This is a genomic window from Sphingobium indicum BiD32, from assembly GCF_000382885.1.
Lineage (GTDB): Bacteria > Pseudomonadota > Alphaproteobacteria > Sphingomonadales > Sphingomonadaceae > Sphingobium > Sphingobium japonicum_C.
This window is the reverse complement of the sequence record NZ_CAVK010000090.1, coordinates 2501-19899: the sequence shown is the minus strand read 5'-3', so window position 1 is coordinate 19899 and position 17399 is coordinate 2501. Positions and strand designations below refer to the sequence as shown.

Below are 17399 nucleotides of genomic sequence, written 5' to 3'. Positions count from 1 at the left end.
CGGCAGGCCCGCGCCGCTCGCCCGAAGCGCCGGCGTTCACCCTCACAGCACACCGGCCAGAACGAGAACTGCCGCCCAGCACAGGAGCGCGCCCAGGAGGATGAGCAAGAGGGACAGGCCCGGCGACAGGCGGGTTTCGTGGACCCGCGCCTCATAGTCGGCGGCGTCCATGTCGGGCGTTACCTCCATCACCAGCCAGGCCGCGACAAAGGTGCGCAGGCGGGCAAGGAGGGAATGCGAAGAGGGAAATTGGGTCATGGGGTTCTCCATGACGAGCGGCCGCGAGACTCTCTCCCGGCTTCCTGCCCGTCACGAGACCTCCCGGCTGCCCTCTATCTCTCGCCTGCCCTTACCCTGAAATCGTCCGTCCGGCATGGACCGAGCACGCCAGGACGGATTGGCCTTGTCCTTATGTTCTCGATATGTTCCATTTCTTTCATGGAGCGAATCGAAAGAGATGAACTGTCCGCCATCCTGCTGGCGGCGCCGGGATGGGCACGCGTCGGACTGACGATGCCGGACGAGCGGATGCGCGAACGCGCCGCCGACACGCTTGCGGCAACGATCATCGAACAGCTGGAAAGAACGCCCGCGCCCGACCCCAACCAGTTCAGGCTTCCGCTCTGAGTCCTTCGGCCTTGAGCGACGCGGCATCGAACACGCCCCGCCGGACCGCGAGGCGATCGGAGAAGGTCACGACATTGGTGCGCCCGTCGCGGTCGACCTGGGTGAAACGCAACAGGTCGCCCTTGAGGATTTCGATCGTCACCGGCGGCAGTTCGTCCAGTGGATCGTGAAAGGTCTGGCGGTTCTTGGGCATCTGCGAATCCTCTGCCGATATCGCGGCTCTTATAGCATGGATCGGGCTGAGGCCGATCACCGATGCTCGTCGGGCACATCCTCCTCATGGCCCTGCCAGACGATCTGGTCGCCTTCATAGATGGTGACGAAACCCCGCCCGCGCACGATTGGCGGGGGTGGCTTCGCGCAGAAGTTGAGACACCCGAAGGTATCGACCGTCGCAGCAAAGGCGAGCGGCTTGCCATGCTGCATCAGCACCCGGTCGCAGGTGCCCGACGGCCGCTTGACCCGCCGTTTGGACAGGCCAAGCTGAAGCGCCTCATAAGCGCGCGCCTCCCATTCGGAAGGCGGCGACCAGTATCGGCAATATTTACAATAATGCGGACCTGGCGGAAGTCTCTCGGGTTCATCGTCGAGCGGCGGCCCACCATTATGACCGGCACGGGCGCGCGGATCACTCATGATCCGCGTCCCTGTTCGAGCCAGGTGCGGAGGCGCTGGCGCATGACGCCGATCCCGGCGTTGATCTCGGTGATTTCGCCATCGGGAGTGATGCAGCGCATCTCGCGGAAACCTTCGAGGAAGGCGCGCATCACCTTGAGATAAAGGCCGCCGCCCACCAACGCGATGTCGGTAAACGGCCGCGTGCCGTGATAGCAGAGGCTGGCGATCTCGGAGCCGGGATGCGAGCCGTAATTGTCGGGTTTGTTCGGGCTTGGCGGCCGCGGCCAGCCTGTCGTCATGCCACCCGCAATCATCCGGTCAGCGAGATCAGGCGACAGACGCGCGTCATAGTCCTCGATCGGCCGGTCACCGGCGCCGAAGCCGTAGCGCGCCGACAGGAAGCCGACACGCGCGCGCTTGCGATCGGGATCGACGCTGCGCCAGGTCTGCCAGAGCGGCCCGTCATAGCGCTCCCACGCCGGCATCCATCCGGGATCATGGCGCTTGGTGGCCGAGCAGGTGAGGATCAGTAGCCGATGCGAGAAACCGCCCGTGCGGGTGTGCGGCACATCGACGCGCACCACGCGGATTGGACGGCCTTGCTCGACCTCGGCGAGCCGCCCGATCAGGGCAATGTCAGCATCGGTGCAGACACCGCGAACATGGAAAGTCGCAAGGCCGTCGGCTTCGACCGGCGGCACAGCATCGATGAACAGGATGCCATGGCCGAGATTGCCGCAATATTGCGGACATTCGACAGCTGCATGACCGGGTGCCGGCTCGATCCTGCGCTGACCGACGCGCCTGAAAGCATCGGCGAAGCAACGGGGATCAGGCGTCACACGCGCTTGCAGACGGGCGTGATATTTCCACGGCGGCCGTCCCGGATCGACTTTGCCAATGCGGATATGGTGCAACAGGTCCGCGAAGCTGGAGGGATCGGCCGGATAGGGACAATCCCGCCACGCCCGTCGGATTGTCCGGCGCTGTGCTTCGGGAAAGGCGAACAGGCTCGCCCGTGCCGAGCGCCAGACGGCGGCGCGCGCGTCCCGCCGGTCCTGCTGCTGGCGGGGCCACCATTCGGCCCGGCGCGCCATCTCCTCCTCAACGCTATGCTGCCCTCTGGCGATCAGGTCGGCGAAAAGCGGCAACGCCTCGCGCTCGCGGCGCTGCTTATGGGCGAAGGCGGCCCGTTTGCGCGACGTCTCCTCATAGGCGGTGGGCCGGGGCCATTTGGCGAAGCGCATCACGCACCGCCTTTCGCGGCCCTGGCAGCCCGGTAGAGGATGCGTTCGCCTTCGATCAGTGAGCCGGCACGGCAGGCCGCTTCGGCATAGACCGAGAGCGGGAACGCGCCTTCGAACAGCGTATCCCGCTCAATGCCGAGACCGAAGGGCAAGCGGATCGATTGCAGCTCGTCCAGCGCAAAACTGCCCAGGTCCGGACAGCCGAAACCGAGGTCCGCAAGGCCGAAGAAAATGTCGTCCTCATCCAGCTCGGTCGCAAGCCAGGTGGCCGCACCGACAGGGTTAAAGAAGCGGACCACCGGCACGGGATCGGGTGCAGGATCGCCGCTACGGAGCGCTTCGATGCGGGCGAGGTCGTTGGCGCGAAGCTGCTCGCGCAATTCGGGGGTCAGGAGGATCATGCCGCAGCCCTCCCTTCAAGGGCCATGGCGCAGTCGGGATCGGGGTCCGGATCGTCGTCATTGGCGGCAAGCACCGCTTCCGGCCGGAAGGCGAGCAGATAGTCAGCCGCCTTCGACGCGGCACTAGCCGCGCGCAGGATGGCGCGATGATCGTCCTTGAGGATTTCAAGCCAGGAGCCTATATAATCGGCGTGTCGGACGGTGGGTGCGATTCCCAGCGCAGCGCAGCAGTAAGCTGCTGAAATCTCTGCAATAAGTTCTTCCCGCGCATAGCCGGGCGATCCGAAGATACCACTCTGATCGCGATTGAGACGCGAGGGGTGGCCGACCCAGTGCGACAGCTCATGCAGCGCCGTCCGGTGCCAGTTCACCGGCTCGAAATAATCGTCCGGCCGTGGCACCTGCACATAGTCATGGCGCGGGGAATAATAAGCCATTGCTCCGCCAATGCGGAAATCGGCACCGGTTGCTGCGATCAGCGCCTCGGCCTGCGGGAGGATCAGCCCTTCGGGGATCGGCGGCGGCGGTTCGCAGATATGGGCGGGAAGCCCGTCGCATTGCTCGACCGAAAAGACGGTGAAGCTCTTGAGGAAGGGGATGCCGCCCGAAGGTTCGCGTCCTTCATTCTCGGCGCGACGCCGCTCTTCGCCGGGGATGAAGCGGCGAGTATAAATGATGCCGACGCCATGCTCACCCTTACGCACCGAGCCGCCGAGCGCGATTGCCTGCCGGAAGGTCAGGAAAGCGTGTCCGGCAAAGCCGCGTTCGACGACGGCGTTCCACAGCGTCAGGATATTGAGGCCGCTGTAACGCCGGTTGCTGACGGCATTGTAGGGCATGCCGATCGCGGCGCGGGACGAACCCCAGGGCTGAACCCAGGGCACGCGCCCGGATTCGAGTTCGGCGATGATGCGGTTGGTGATCTGTTCGTAGAGGTTCACCCGTTCGGTCGTCGAGCGGGTGCGGCGTGAAGATGCCATGGCCTGTCTCCGCGGCGGGCCGGCGGCGAGCCTCTCTCGCCACCCTCAACCCGTCACGGCCAACCGGCTTTCCTCTCCCTCTATTGGGGCGTTACGGGGCGCGAGCCCCGTTCGAAGGGGTCCGGGGAGACTCGCAAAGCGTGGCTGCCCGGCAGGGGAAGGCTTTCCCCTTTAAGCCCACGACAAAGAAATTCTGGAAACTTTCATATTTTGGAAGTATCAAGAACTTCATGTCCTCCCTGGCACAGCAGATTAAGGCGGCAGGTCTCGCCGATCATATCCTGAGCGAACGCCAGTTGGGACGCTTGCTCGGCGGCGGCGATGCGCGGCGTTATGGTTTGGTCAATCGCGCGCTCAAGGATGGCTCGCTGCTCCGGGTCAAGCGCGGCACCTATCTGCTAGGATCACGCTATCGCAGCGAGATGGTCCATCCCTTCGCGATCGCGCAAAGTCTGCTGCCCGGGAGCTATGTCTCCTTCGAAAGCGCGCTCGCTTATCATGGCTGGATTCCCGAAGGTGTCTTCGTCACCGCCAGCGTCTCGCCGGGGCGCAAGACGCTGCATTATGAGACGCCGGACTTCGGCCCCTTCGATTTTCACCCGCTCGCCATCGCCGACTATCGCTTCCTGACCGGCGTTGATCGGACCCCCATCGGCAACCTCACGGCGTTCGTCGCGCAGCCCCTGCGCGCGCTGATGGATCTCGTCGCGCTGCGCAAGCAGCCATGGACCGGGATCGACTGGGTCATCGAGGGAATGCGGATCGAGGAAGACAGGCTTGCCGCGCTCCGTCGCAAGGACTTTGCCAAGCTCCAACCCGTGTACAAGCACAAGGCAGTCAACGCCTTCCTCGCCGCGCTGGAAAGCACCGTACTCCCGGCCAGAAAGCAATCACCAGCCCATGATTGACATCATCAAGGAAAAGCTGCGCCGATATGAAGCGGTCAATGCGCTCGAGGAGGAGAATGCCGTCAAGGAAATCCTCCAGGAGATCGCGCTCTATGCCCTGTGGCGCGGCGATTTCTTCGACGTCGCCTTGTTCCAGGGTGGCACCTCGCTGCGCATCCTGCATGGCCTGCCCCGCTTTTCGGAGGATCTGGATTTTCTGTTGCGCGTGCCTGACCCGGATTTCGACTGGTCGCCCTATCTCAAGATACTGGTCGAGGTCTTCGAGCAGTTCGGGCTCAAACTCGACGCGCTGCCCAAAGCGAAGATGGACAGCGCGATCCGGCAGGCCCTGCTCAAGAATGATTCGATCGCGAGCCAACTCGACCTGTCCTTCGCGGGAACCGGCAAACCCCGGACGATCCGGATCAAGCTGGAGATCGATGTTAACCCACCCACCGGCTCGTACGAGGATGCGACCTATCTCGACTTCCCGGCCGATCATGAAGTGCGCCACCAGGATCTGCCATCCAATTTCGCACTCAAGATCCATGCCCTGCTCTGCCGCGGCTTCCTCAAGGGCAGGGATTGGTATGATTTCTCCTGGTATGTCGCCAGGGGAACCGCGCCCAACCTCACCCTGCTCCGCACCGCGCTGATTCAGGCTGGCCCATGGGCAGGAGACGAGAGCATCGTCGTCGACATGCCCTGGCTCAAACAGGCGCTCGGCGACACAATCGCGAAGATCGACTGGAACGCGGCGGCCGAGGATGTACGCCGCTTCCTGCGCCCCGCCGAAACCAAATCGCTCGACCTATGGAGCGAGCGCTTCTTCCTCGCCAAGCTTGACCGGTTAACCCCTCTTTCGAGGGAGACGGACAATGCATGACTGCCCACCTCCCAAACAAGCGCTCGAAGCCTGGCTCAAAGCCTATGGTACGGTGCGCGGCGGCAATTACGGCCATCTCCTGCTCGAGCAGCAGCAGGAAATCGATGACGAGTTGATCACCGCGCTGCGCCCCTATTTCGAGTCGGCGCATCTCGATGCCCGGGAATATTTCCACCGCAAGATCGGCATCAGCCTGCATCCCGACGGTGCGGCGGCGCCTGTCATCGCCTATCCCAACTGCCTGCCGTCCAAGGCGCTCAGGGGCCTGTTCGGGGAAGTGATGGCCGGCCTCGTAACCGAGGCCTATCAGGAAGACTTTGTCGGTCAGCATGCCTGGCGCGTGCCGATCTTTCTGTTTCGCGAACATGATGATGTCGAGAAATATCTCTGGGCGCTGCGCTTCGATCCGGAACGTGTGCGGGAAATCTATGGCCGCCACGGCACAGATTTTGTCGGCATCGCCTTGAATGGCGGCGGTGAAGTCATCCGCGTCATTGCCGGCGAAGCCAAGTGGCGAAAGACGCTGACCGAATCGGCGGTGGCGGCGCTGCTGCACGGCAAGAAGGTGCGCAATCCGGACACGAACGAACTCGAGCATAATGGCAAGGGGATCTGGTTCGAGATGAACCGGGACACAGCCATCCCACATGGCCTGCGGCAATTGCAGTTCCTGCTCGAACAGCGTGACCGGGAAGGCCATGCGGCGACGATCGTATCGATTGACCGTGCTGTCATGCAACTCGGACCACAGCCCGAGCGAACCGACCTTGTCGTGATCTGCGGCAATGGCGCCGCCAAACGTGAGGCGAGTGAGACCGTCGTGGGCTGGGAGGAAAGGCCCGCCGATTACAAGGCCGGACGGGATCTGCAGGTTGTCGAGGTCATTCTGGAAGATGGCGACAGCCTGATCGATGACCTCTACGCCCTTCTCTGGAGTGAGGGCTGATGGCTGCGCTTGACGAAGAACGCCTGGTCCTGGCCGAACAGATCCGGCAGGCCCTCGCAATCGAGAACGCGCTCACCCGGCCCCAGGCGCGCGCCTATGTCCGCTGTCTGCAGACGACCTGGCAGGTTCCAACGATTGGCTGGGGCGACCGCGAATCGGCAAGTCAGTTGAACGACGCGCGCCGGCTTCTTCACGCCGCCCATATATTCAGCACAATCGAAGGCCGAGAATCCCCCCGAGCGGTCGATTGCTACCGGCGAACGGGAGAAATTCTCGAATGGCTCTCGCGGGCCGAGGATGGCGTGCGCGGCATCGTACCCATCGAACTTCTCGCCGCTGCGGCGTACCAACTAGGCGGTTTGCCCGCGATGGCGTCGGGGCTGCTGGATCAGATCGAGAGCGAGCATGAAGGTGTCCGCCTCTATTCCGCCTTCCTCCGCGCGGATTTCGACAGGGTCGTGCAGCGGAGCGCCGCCTTTTGGCGAGCCAATCCCGGACTGACGAGCGCAGACGCCGAGAACGCCATATTCGCCGCCATGCACGGTGAAGACGATACGCCCGGTTTCCTGTGGACCGTGACCGTCGAACTGGTGCGCTCGCTCGGCCTGATCGCCGACAGCCTTCGACGCGGGGACGATGAGCGTTTGGCGCCCGCGATGGCCAAGCTGCGAGCGTTGGACGACCTTGCCAACCAGCTGTTCAGCCATGATGCCGCGCTGGTGATCGGGCTGATGCGACAGGTTGCAGACCGCTATGTCGCCGCATCGATTTTCACCCCGCTGCGGCGCCTTGCTGCCTTGCGTCCGGAACGCACCGACCGGCTGCTACGCTATGCCCGTGACCAGTTCAGCCGCAATCGGGGCATCCTATGGACGTCCCAGCTTCATGGGATTGAACGGCTTCTTCGGGAATCGAGTTTCGCGCTTTGCACCCCCACGGGGTCAGGCAAGACGCTTGTCGCCAATCTGGCCCTCATCAAGGAATTGCTGCTCAGAGCGCCGGACGGGCTCGGGCCATTGGCGCTCTACATTGTCCCTTCAAGAGCGCTCGCTGGCGAGGTGGAAGCCAAGCTCAGTTCGGAGTTGCGTGGCGATGTCATCGTCACCGGTCTCTATGGCGGTGCGGACTGGGGGATTACCGATGCCTGGCTGACCAGTGAAGAGCCGGTGGTCCTGATCGCCACCGTCGAAAAGGCCGATGCCCTGCTGCGCTATCTGGGCAAGCTGCTGATCGCGCGGCTCTCCCTGCTGATCATTGATGAAGCGCATCAGGTCGTGCCCGAAGCCAGCGAGGCGACGGCCGTCAGCTTTTCCGACCACAGCAATCGATCGCTCCGCCTCGAGAACCTTGTGTCGCGAATCCTTGCCCAGCGCCCGGAAGTCACCCGGATTGCGCTGACGGCAGTAGCGGGCGGCGCATCCGGCCCGGTGGCGCGATGGATCGAGGGACATGCAGAAGCCAAGGCGGTCGGCGTCCGATACCGCAGCACGCGGCAGGTGATCGGTGTGCTGGAAACCGCGCCGGGATCATCCGGGCAGATCCTGCTCGACCTCATGAATGGTAAGCCGCTCTATCTGCGGGGCCAGGAGAACCCCGTCTATCTCCCGCTTCGTTTCGCGCCCATGCCCCTGCTGGCGGCGCAATGGCGTAACAGCCTCAATCGTTTCAACAGCCTGAGCGTCCTGTGGACGGCTCTACATCTGGCCCGTGAAGAGCAGCGCATCCTGATTTCGGTCGCGCAGGAGCCCGAGCAGACGATGCGCTGGTTCAGCGAGGCACTGGCCCTCGGCGCCTGGGAAGCGGTCGTCGAATTCGAGCGGCCGGAAGGATTTCTGGGCGACCGCTTCGATGAAGCCCGTGCCGCATGCCTCGATTATTGCGGGGCCGATTCTTTCGAACTGTTCCTGCTCGATCGTGGCATCGCCACTAGCCATGGCCAGATGCCGCAGCGGCTACGCCGCCTGATGGTCGAGATGATCGATCGGAAAATCTGTCCAATTACAGTGGCGACGGCCACGCTGACCGAAGGTGTCAATCTCCCGTTCGACCTTATCTTTCTGACTTCACTCAAGCGACGCTCCTGGGATCCGGTCGAGGAAGCCCCGATCGTCGCGCCATTCTCTACATCAGAGTTCCGCAACCTGGCTGGTCGAGCCGGGCGACCCGGCGCCGCACGCGGTATCGAGGGTATGACGCTGGTGGCGTTGCCGACACGGATTTCGACGACGTCGAATTCGACGAAGCCGAAGGCGCCCAGACCCGTTCAGGAACGCCAACTTCGCGAGTGGACGGCCGAGTATCAGGAACTGACCCGCAGATTGCTCGCCGAGGAACAGGAAGCCGATGCGGCCGAAAGCCCGCTGGCGCTGCTATTGACTCGAATCTGGCGCAAGGCGAACGAATTGCTGCGAATAGCGCCGGACGCTTTCATGGACTGGCTGGAGCGAACAGCTCCGGGAACCGTCAGCGGCGATGCGGGGACGGGAGCAAGCGATCCGACATCGCGCCTCGCCGATGCGATGGATGAACTCGACAGCGTGCTGCTGACCGCGCTTGCCGAGACGGAGCGCGATGAAGAGGGGGCGATGACGCCCGCCCGCGCCGAAGAACAGTTACGCGCGCTTTGGGCAAGGACATTCACGGCCGTCGCGGCCGAGCAGGAGGCGTGGCTGGAGGTCGCATTCATCCGTCGCGGCAGTGGGATCATCCAGCATATCTATCCCGACGCTGGCGAACGGCAGCGCCTCTACCAATATGGATTCACGCCTTGGGTGGGTCGGCGTTTTGAGGCGGTTGCGGCGCAGATCCTGGCCTCGATTGCCGGCGCGGTCGACTATGGTGCGCTCGACGCCGAAGGGCGGATCGACCTGTTCGAGCAAATTGGCAGCCTTCTCGAGGGCGATAAGGGATTCGGATTCCGCGTGCGCCCTACCCTCGGTGATCAGGCGCTGCTCGATCAATGGAATGACGTGCTGGGCTGGTGGATGAACGAGCCGGGCGCCAGAGCTCCGGACGCGGAAAGCCTGCGCGCGTGGCAACGCTTCGTGGCCGACAATCTCGAATTCCGGCTGGGCGTCGCGATTGGCGCTGTTGTCGCCAAAGCCTGGTCCGATGGCGCGCCTGACGCCGTGACCACGCCGACGCTGGCGGACTGGAAGCAAACGACCGGCTTGCCATGGTTCGGCTTCTGGGCGCGAGAACTGCTGCGTTGGGGCACCCATGATCCCTTCGTTGCCTTCTGCCTTTCGCAAGGACTGGCGCGGACCAGAGAAGCAGCCACGGCCCGGCGCCTGGAATTCGATGCATGGATCGAGGAAGATATCGATGAGCCGGACAGCGAAGATCGCATCGACCCTCAACTCTTCCAGCGCTGGCAGGCGAGCTTGCCGCGACGGGAAATGCCCGAAACAGCCCCGGAGTTATTCAACGCTGACCTCACCGGTACGAATGGCCATCGGCAACGATACGCGGTCATACCCGTGGAGGAAGGTGAAAGAATGCGCTGGCTTGATCCCGCCGGCTTTGAGCTTGCTGTTTCGAATGGAAGAAAGCCGGACGGCCGGGGACCTTTCCGGAGCGATTTCGAACTTCGCACAACAGGAAAACAGGCGGCCGTGATCCGCATCTTCCGACCGGTTTGAGAGAGGTCAGACACGCAGATGAAGCTGTTTTTGCAGGATCAACTCGAGGCAATTGCGGGGGCGCTCGGTGACACCGACAACGGCCTGCAGAACAGTGAAATCGGCTTTCTGCTTCAGTCTGCCAAAATGGTCGATCCTGGCCAGAGCACGAAACGGTTACGCATTTATAATGCGTTCGCGGAAAGTCAGAACAGCAAGCGCAATAGGACCCATGTGCTGGAGTTCATCCGGCTCGCGATGAGTCCGGCACGCTACAGCCGCGAACCCCATCGCTTTGAACCGATGCGCGCTGCGCTCAATCAGGCGCTGGCCTTCGCCGGCCTTGTCGTTGACGAAACAGGCGCACTGAAAAGCGTAGTGCAGGCGACGACCCTCCCTGAAGCGCAACGCCGGGCGCGCGATTTACGGACGGACCTGGAAGGTCGCGGTGTTCACGCCGACGTTCTTGCATTTTGCAGGGCGGAGTTACTGGCCGATAATTATTTTCATGCTGTGCAGGAAGCGGTGAAGAGCGTAGCCGATAAGATGCGGCGCCTGACCGGCGTCACTGACGACGGCGGCAGTCTCGTCGATCGGACGCTTGGCGGGATATCTCCGATGCTGGCCATCAATTCCCGATCGACGGTCAGCGAGAGAAGCGAACAAAGCGGCTTTGCCAATCTCGTCAGAGGCACGTTTGGCATGTTCAGGAATCCCACAGCGCATGAGGCGCGCATCCATTGGGAGATGACCAAGGATGATGCGGAGGATTTGCTGACGATCGTGTCGCTGATCCACCGCCGTCTCGACCGGTCGACGCGGACATCGCATCCCTAGGCGCAGCAAAGGCTGAGCAGTGGCGATCTATTAGGCTGCCCGGTCAGCAAATGCCTGACGCTCACTTGGACACCTCGAAGAACCCGGTAATTTTGTCGTGACCGCATCTGGACGGGTGCCGGAGGCATGAATGGCTTGGCTATTTGCCCGATTTCCGGCTGATCTTGGCGTTTCCGGCTCCTCTTTGGGGCCGTTTTGATGTCATGCAGGCGCAGTTCGCCCCTCAAGCCATACGGTCGCGTCCGTCAAGGTGGTGTAATTTCGGCTGTGGCCGTGGGCCATCGTCAGGCGGCTTTGGCGGTGATGTGTAGGGGCTGATTTTCCTCCTCGATCATGGGTTGGTTGAGTTCGGCCATGCCTTCGATCTGCATGTATCGGTGCTGGAGCTGCCACTCGTCGTTCTGCTCCATCAGCACAGCCCCGACGAGGCGGATGATGCTGTCTTCGTTCGGGAAGATTCCGACGACGTCGGCGCGGCGCTTGACCTCCTTGTTGAGCCGCTCGAGCGGATTGGTTGAGTGTAACTTCGTGCGGTGCTGGGTGGGAAAGCCGGTGTAGGCGAGCACGTCGGTTTCGGCCTCGTCCATGCAGGCGCCGAGCTTGGGCCAACGGGTGCGCAACTGGTCGGCGACCTGTCGCCAGACCTGCGTTGCGCTTTTCTGATCGGGCTGCAGGAAGACCTGGCGGATCGCGGCGGCGACGACAGTGTTCTGGCCCTTGGGCACATAGGACAGGGCATTGCGCATGAAGTGCACCCGGCAGCGCTGCCAGGTGGCGCCCATGACGCGGGTGATCGCGCCCTTGAGGCCCTCGTGAGCATCGGAGATGACCAGCTTCACGCCGGTAAGACCGCGCCGAACAAGGTCCTTCAGGAAGTCGGACCAGAAGACCTCCGCTTCCGAGGGGCCGATATGCAGGCCGACGATCTCGCGCCGGCCCTCGGTGTTGACGGCCATGGCGATTATTGCGGCAACGCTGATGATCCGCCCGCCTTCGCGTACCTTGAGATAGGTGGCATCGAGCCAGAGATACGGCCATTCGCCGGTGAGCGGGCGTTTCAGAAAGGCATGGACGCGCTCGTCAATGTCCTTGCAAAGCTTGGAGACGGTGGACTTGGAGATGCCGGTCATGCCCATGGCCTGGACGAGTTCATCGACCCGCCGGGTGCTGACCCCGCCGATCCACGCTTCCTGGATCACCGCAACCAGCGCTTTCTCGACCATCTTGCGGGGCTCAAGGAAGCCCGGAAAGTAGGACCCAGCACGCAGCTTGGGGATTTTCAGGTTCAGCGTGCCTACCCGGGTATCCAGCGAACGGTCGCGATAGCCGTTGCGCCAGGTCGCGCGCTCGCTGCTGCGTTCGTGGCGACCCGCGCCGATCAGGCCATCAACGTCGGCCTCCATGATCAGCTGCAGCACGTTCTCGGCGATGGTGCGCAAAAAATCCGGTTGGCCGCCCTTCGCAGCAAGCTCTTCGATCAGTAATCTGTCCTCGGTCATCGGGAACTCCTCTTCGTCACGGTTGAAGTGTGCAAACTCCACCATAACGATGAACCCGGTGGCCACCAGCGACGCCGCATTCCGGGGTGGGGCATGCCCCACCCCGGAATACACCATCGCCTACACCGGAAATTACACCACGAGCGCGGACGCTAACAGCCATACCAGGCGTTGGAAGTTATAGACCAGGTTGGCCATGCCGATCTTGATGGTGGCGCGGGCGATACCGATGGTGCGCACGACGAGCCCCATCCGGTGCTTTTGCCCCGCAAACACATGCTCGACCTGGGCGCGGATTTTGGATCGCCGCGTGTTGGCCCTGGCGATCCGTTCCGGCAGCGGCTGCCTTGGCTTGCGCCTCTGGTGGATATGGCTCTTGAACATGCCTGCTGCCAGGAACGCTTCGTTCTTCTTCGAACGGTAGGCCGTGTCTGCCCAGACGCCCGAACCGGTATTGATCCTGCTGATCAGGCCTGGGAGCCGAGCCCCGTCATGGGCATTGGCGGCGCTGGCATTCCAGGTGCGGATTAGTCCATGGGCTTTGTCGATGCCGATATGATTCTTGTAGCCGAACATCGGGATGGCGAGATCGACGGGCTTTGCCGCCTTCGGATCGGCGCCTTCCCGGACCTTGGCCTTGCTGTACTTGATCGACCAACGCGCATCGCGGTCCTTTTGTCGGGCCTTGGCCGGCTTCCAGTCCTCGGGCACACGGCCTTCCTTGATGGCTGCTTTCTCAGCTTCAGTGTTGCGCTGTTTGGGCGCCGGCACCACCGTGGCGTCGATGATCTGGCCGCCCATGGCGAGATAGCCGCGATCCTTGAGCGCAGCGTCGAAGCGGGCGAACAATCGGTCGATCGCCTTGGCCTGCACAAGCCGCTCCCGGAACAACCACACCGTCGTCGCATCCGGCACGGTGCCATCGAGGCCAAGCCCCAGAAAACGCTGAAACGACAGCCGGTCCTTGATTTGGAACTCGGTCGCTTCGTCCGACAGGGAATAAAGCGCCTGCACCACCAGAATCTTGAACATCATGACCGGATCGAACGGCGGGCGCCCGCCCTTACCGCGGACGCTCCGGCGCAGGGCGGCAATCAATGGACCGCGGAACACCTCAAAATCCACCACCGAACCCAAGCGCTCCAGCGGATCGCCCGCCGCGCTCAGCGCCTCGTACCGGTCCGAAAGATCAAAGAAACCCGGCTGCCCTGCCATTACCGCCTCCGACGCATCGTTGGCGAAGTGAATCAAATCCAACCTTCAAAGGCCAGAGTTTTTCGAGGCGTCCACTTTACTCCCCGCGATCCAGAGAGATGGTTGAAACGGGCGTATCCGCCTTGGGGCAACTGCCAAGCCGCCGATTTCGGTTCGCGGTCGGGCCACTTTCCCGAGTCGGAAGGGTCGCAGAACCCCGCCGCAGATTTTTTTGCACGCACTCGCACGAGCAAGGCGCACGCAAACTACGCCATTCTTTCCTCAAAAGTGATTCCGATATGATTCCGGGGCTGATTTTTGCTTCCGGATTCCGGGCACTAAAAAACCCGTCAACTCGTTGAGTTAACGGGCTTTTAGATGGTTGCGGGAGTAGGATTTGAACCTACGACCTTCAGGTTATGAGCCTGACGAGCTACCGGGCTGCTCCATCCCGCGTCACCAAAGGATAAAGGGCGGACCTTTTGGGTCCGCCCTTTTATCGAGATCATGAATGGGTTTTGTGTGATCCGATATATGCGCGTGCTTCAATGCCTGGCGACGCCCTACTCTTCCAGTGCTTGAGCAATAGTACCATCGGCGCAGTCAGGTTTCACGGCCGAGTTCGGGATGGGATCGGGTGGGTCACAGACGCTATGGTCACCAAGCAATGAAGCAGGCGCATATAAGGGGGTTTTAATCGATACCGTGCACGTTTTGGTAAATGTATATCTGGGCTGGCTTAACAACCGACCATGTCCGACGTTTCTGTTTCCAGAGCTGTCATTGATGGTGGGACTCTGCGGTTCACAAGTGAACCGTTTAAGCGCGAATAGGACAATTAGTATCGGTTAGCTCCATGCGTTACCGCACTTCCACATCCGATCTATCAAGGTCGTGGTCTTCGACCGTCCTATGAAATCTTATCTTGAGGGAGGCTTCCCGCTTAGATGCTTTCAGCGGTTATCCCGTCCATACATAGCTACCCTGCTGCGCCACTGGCGTGACGACAGGTACACCAGAGGTATGTTCAACCCGGTCCTCTCGTACTAGGGTCAACTCCTCTCAAATTTCGACGCCCACGGCAGATAGGGACCAAACTGTCTCGCGACGTTCTGAACCCAGCTCACGTACCACTTTAATTGGCGAACAGCCAAACCCTTGGGACCTGCTCCAGCCCCAGGATGTGATGAGCCGACATCGAGGTGCCAAACGATTCCGTCGATATGAGCTCTTGGGAATCATCAGCCTGTTATCCCCGGCGTACCTTTTATCCGTTGAGCGATGGCCCTTCCACGAGGGACCACCGGATCACTATGACCGACTTTCGTCTCTGCTCGACTTGTCAGTCTCGCAGTCAGGCGGGCTTATGCCATTGCACTCTAACAGACGGTTTCCAACCGTCCTGAGCCCACCATCGCGCGCCTCCGTTACTCTTTAGGAGGCGACCGCCCCAGTCAAACTACCCACCACAGAGGGTCCCTGCACCGGATAACGGTGCGAGGTTAGACATCAGAAAACAGCAGGGTGGTATTTCACCTATGGCTCCACATCAACTGGCGTCGATGCTTCAAAGCCTCCCACCTATGCTACACAGCTCTTTCCTAATGCCACTCTGAAGTTGCAGTAAAGGTGCACGGGGTCTTTCCGTCTAACCGCGGGTACTCCGCATCTTCACGGAGAATTCAATTTCGCTGAGCATATCCTGGAGACAGTGGGGAAGTCGTTACGCCATTCGTGCAGGTCGGAACTTACCCGACAAGGAATTTCGCTACCTTAGGACCGTTATAGTTACGGCCGCCGTTTACCTGGGCTTCAATTCAGTGCTTGCACACCTCCTCTTAACCTTCAGGCACCGGGCAGGCGTCAGGCCCTATACGTCGTCTTGAAGCCGACTTAGCAGAGCCCTGTGTTTTTGCTAAACAGTCGCTACCCCCTGGCCTGTGCCCCCCATCAGTGCTTGCGCATAGATGGGGCCTCCTTCTTCCGAAGGTACGGAGGCAATTTGCCGAGTTCCTTCAGGATACTTCTCTCAAACGCCTTGGTATACTCTACCATTCCACCTGTGTCGGTTTAGGGTACGGTCTATACGGAGGGGCTATTTCCTGGGACGATTTCACAGCCTGGAGCAATCCAATAAGCCCAGACCATTTACACCATCCGTCACACACCTCCAGGCCCACGAATATTAACGTGGTTCCCATCGACTACCCCCTTCGGGCTCGTCTTAGGGGCCGGCTTACCCTGCTCAGATTAGCTTTAAGCAGGAACCCTTGGAATTTCGGCGACAGTGCATCTCACACTGTTAATCGCTACTCATGTCTGCATTCGCACTTCCGATACCTCCACGACCCATTACCAGATCGCTTCAACGGCCTACGGAACGCTCCGCTACCGCTCAGTCAAAAGACTGAACCCTAAGCTTCGGTGCATCACTTTAGCCCCGTTACATCTTCGCCGCAGGATCTCTTGTTTAGACCAGTGAGCTGTTACGCTTTCTTTAAAGGATGGCTGCTTCTAAGCCAACCTCCTGGTTGTTTTGGAAATCCCACATGCTTTCCCACTTAGTGATGACTTGGGGACCTTAGCTGTAGGTTAGGGCTGTTTCCCTTTTGACGACGGACCTTAGCACCCGCCGTCTGTCTGCCGAACTAGACTCGTTGGTATTCGGAGTTTGGTTAGTGTTGGTAGATCTCGCGACCCCCGCAACCATCCAGTGCTCTACCCCCAACGGCAATCATTCGACGCTCTACCTCAATAGATTTCGCGGAGAACCAGCTATTTCCCGGCTTGATTGGCCTTTCACCCCTAAGCACAACTCATCCGACAATTTTTCAACATTGAACGGTTCGGCCCTCCAGTGCGTGTTACCGCACCTTCAGCCTGGTCATGCATAGATCGCCGGGTTTCGGGTCTAATGCATCAAACTCTATTCGCCCTATTCAGACTCGCTTTCGCTGCGCCTACACCTAACGGCTTAAGCTTGCTTGATACACTAAGTCACAGACCCATTATGCAAGAGGTACGCGGTCAGGTCTCAAGGACCCTCCCACTGCTTGTAGGCATCCGGTTTCAGGTACTGTTTCACTCCCCTCATCGGGGTGCTTTTCACCTTTCCCTCACGGTACTGGTTCACTATCGGTCATGTACGAGTATTTAGGCTTGGAGGGTGGTCCCCCCATGTTCAGACAGAGTTTCACGTGCTCCGCCCTACTCGAGTCCTGGATGTTCGCTTTCACATACGGGGCTGTCACCCGCTATGGCGTGCCTTTCCAGACACTTCTGTTAACTAACATCCAGGCACTGGCCTGGTCCGCGTTCGCTCGCCACTACTAACGGAATCTCGGTTGATGTCTTTTCCTCCGGGTACTGAGATGTTTCAGTTCTCCGGGTTCGCCTCACCAAAGCCTATTTTATTCAGCTTAGTGATACCTCTCCCATTTAACACGGGGCCTGCCAAATCTCCTAAGAGACGCATCAGGACCAGTCTTAAATGGTGAAGGTGGGTTGTCCCATTCGGAAATCGCGGGATCAAAGCCTGCTCACGGCTCCCCCACGCTTATCGCAGCGTGCCACGTCCTTCATCGCCTGTACATGCCAAGGCATTCACCAGATGCCCTTACCTCACGCTTGAGAGTCCGCACCACCAACGACAACACT

The 17399-nt window shown here is 60.9% G+C and carries 14 protein-coding genes, 1 tRNA gene and 2 rRNA genes; 6 read left to right on the top strand and 11 right to left on the bottom strand.

What is annotated here, in order from left to right; all coding sequences use genetic code 11:
* Nucleotides 1–42: 42 nt before the first annotated feature.
* Entirely contained in the window at nucleotides 43–258 is a 216-nt protein-coding gene (locus tag EBBID32_RS09825) for a hypothetical protein (RefSeq protein WP_006954996.1), read from the bottom strand.
* Between the two features lie 180 nt (nucleotides 259–438).
* Between EBBID32_RS09825 and EBBID32_RS09820 the strand changes: the two genes are divergently transcribed.
* A complete protein-coding gene (locus EBBID32_RS09820) occupies nucleotides 439–627 on the top strand; it encodes a DUF6771 family protein (protein WP_051093318.1) in 189 nt (62 codons plus the stop codon).
* Here EBBID32_RS09820 and EBBID32_RS09815 read toward each other — a convergent pair.
* From EBBID32_RS09815 to EBBID32_RS09795, 5 genes are read right to left on the bottom strand one after another with little or no spacing between them, the layout of a single operon-like run.
* Entirely contained in the window at nucleotides 611–820 is a 210-nt protein-coding gene (locus EBBID32_RS09815) for a hypothetical protein (protein ID WP_006954992.1), read from the bottom strand. The two genes, EBBID32_RS09820 and EBBID32_RS09815, sit on opposite strands and share 17 nt — an antisense overlap.
* 56 nt (nucleotides 821–876) lie before the next feature.
* On the bottom strand, nucleotides 877–1263 hold the full coding sequence (locus EBBID32_RS09810; RefSeq protein ID WP_006954991.1) for a hypothetical protein: 387 nt from the start codon (nucleotides 1261–1263) through the stop codon (nucleotides 877–879).
* Nucleotides 1260–2492: a hypothetical protein gene (locus tag EBBID32_RS09805; protein WP_006954989.1), complete on the bottom strand. Its 1233-nt coding sequence runs from the start codon at nucleotides 2490–2492 to the stop codon at nucleotides 1260–1262. The genes EBBID32_RS09810 and EBBID32_RS09805 overlap by 4 nt, the downstream gene beginning before the upstream one ends.
* Nucleotides 2492–2893, bottom strand: a complete 402-nt coding sequence (locus EBBID32_RS09800) for a DUF2958 domain-containing protein (RefSeq protein WP_006954987.1) — start codon at nucleotides 2891–2893, stop codon at nucleotides 2492–2494. Before EBBID32_RS09800 ends, EBBID32_RS09805 begins: the two co-directional genes overlap by 1 nt.
* Nucleotides 2890–3873 carry an ArdC family protein gene (locus tag EBBID32_RS09795; protein WP_006954985.1) on the bottom strand — a complete coding sequence of 328 codons (984 nt, stop codon included), beginning with the start codon at nucleotides 3871–3873 and terminating at the stop codon, nucleotides 2890–2892. The genes EBBID32_RS09800 and EBBID32_RS09795 overlap by 4 nt, the downstream gene beginning before the upstream one ends.
* A 230-nt stretch (nucleotides 3874–4103) precedes the next feature.
* Here EBBID32_RS09795 and EBBID32_RS09790 point away from each other — a divergent pair, with 230 nt between their 5' ends.
* Genes EBBID32_RS09790 through EBBID32_RS09770 form a run of 5 tightly spaced genes read left to right on the top strand, consistent with a single transcriptional unit; the run spans nucleotide 4104 to nucleotide 11049 of the window.
* Nucleotides 4104–4781: a type IV toxin-antitoxin system AbiEi family antitoxin domain-containing protein gene (locus EBBID32_RS09790; protein WP_006954983.1), complete on the top strand. Its 678-nt coding sequence runs from the start codon at nucleotides 4104–4106 to the stop codon at nucleotides 4779–4781.
* On the top strand, nucleotides 4774–5646 hold the full coding sequence (locus EBBID32_RS09785) for a nucleotidyl transferase AbiEii/AbiGii toxin family protein (protein ID WP_006954982.1): 873 nt from the start codon (nucleotides 4774–4776) through the stop codon (nucleotides 5644–5646). The genes EBBID32_RS09790 and EBBID32_RS09785 overlap by 8 nt, the downstream gene beginning before the upstream one ends.
* Entirely contained in the window at nucleotides 5639–6592 is a 954-nt protein-coding gene (locus EBBID32_RS09780; RefSeq protein WP_006954980.1) for a hypothetical protein, read from the top strand. The genes EBBID32_RS09785 and EBBID32_RS09780 overlap by 8 nt, the downstream gene beginning before the upstream one ends.
* Nucleotides 6592–10233: a DEAD/DEAH box helicase gene (locus EBBID32_RS09775; RefSeq protein ID WP_006954977.1), complete on the top strand. Its 3642-nt coding sequence runs from the start codon at nucleotides 6592–6594 to the stop codon at nucleotides 10231–10233. The genes EBBID32_RS09780 and EBBID32_RS09775 overlap by 1 nt, the downstream gene beginning before the upstream one ends.
* A gap of 18 nt (nucleotides 10234–10251) precedes the next feature.
* The gene (locus EBBID32_RS09770; RefSeq protein WP_006954975.1) at nucleotides 10252–11049 is read left to right on the top strand and encodes a TIGR02391 family protein; all 798 of its coding nucleotides are present in this window, start codon (nucleotides 10252–10254) and stop codon (nucleotides 11047–11049) included.
* 284 nt (nucleotides 11050–11333) lie between these two features.
* Here EBBID32_RS09770 and EBBID32_RS09765 read toward each other — a convergent pair whose 3' ends face one another.
* The 5 genes from EBBID32_RS09765 to EBBID32_RS09745 all read right to left on the bottom strand — a co-directional run bounded on the left by EBBID32_RS09765 (nucleotide 11334) and on the right by EBBID32_RS09745 (nucleotide 17371).
* Nucleotides 11334–12548, bottom strand: a complete 1215-nt coding sequence (locus tag EBBID32_RS09765; RefSeq protein WP_006954973.1) for an IS256-like element ISSpma2 family transposase — start codon at nucleotides 12546–12548, stop codon at nucleotides 11334–11336.
* A 132-nt stretch (nucleotides 12549–12680) separates the two neighbouring features.
* A complete protein-coding gene (locus tag EBBID32_RS09760) occupies nucleotides 12681–13763 on the bottom strand; it encodes an IS5 family transposase (protein WP_006954971.1) in 1083 nt (360 codons plus the stop codon).
* Between the two features lie 358 nt (nucleotides 13764–14121).
* A tRNA-Met gene (locus EBBID32_RS09755) sits at nucleotides 14122–14198 on the bottom strand.
* Between the two features lie 94 nt (nucleotides 14199–14292).
* A 5S ribosomal RNA gene (gene rrf / locus EBBID32_RS09750) occupies nucleotides 14293–14407 on the bottom strand.
* A 154-nt stretch (nucleotides 14408–14561) separates the two neighbouring features.
* Nucleotides 14562–17371: ribosomal RNA gene (locus EBBID32_RS09745) — 23S ribosomal RNA — on the bottom strand.
* Nucleotides 17372–17399: the final 28 nt, after the last annotated feature.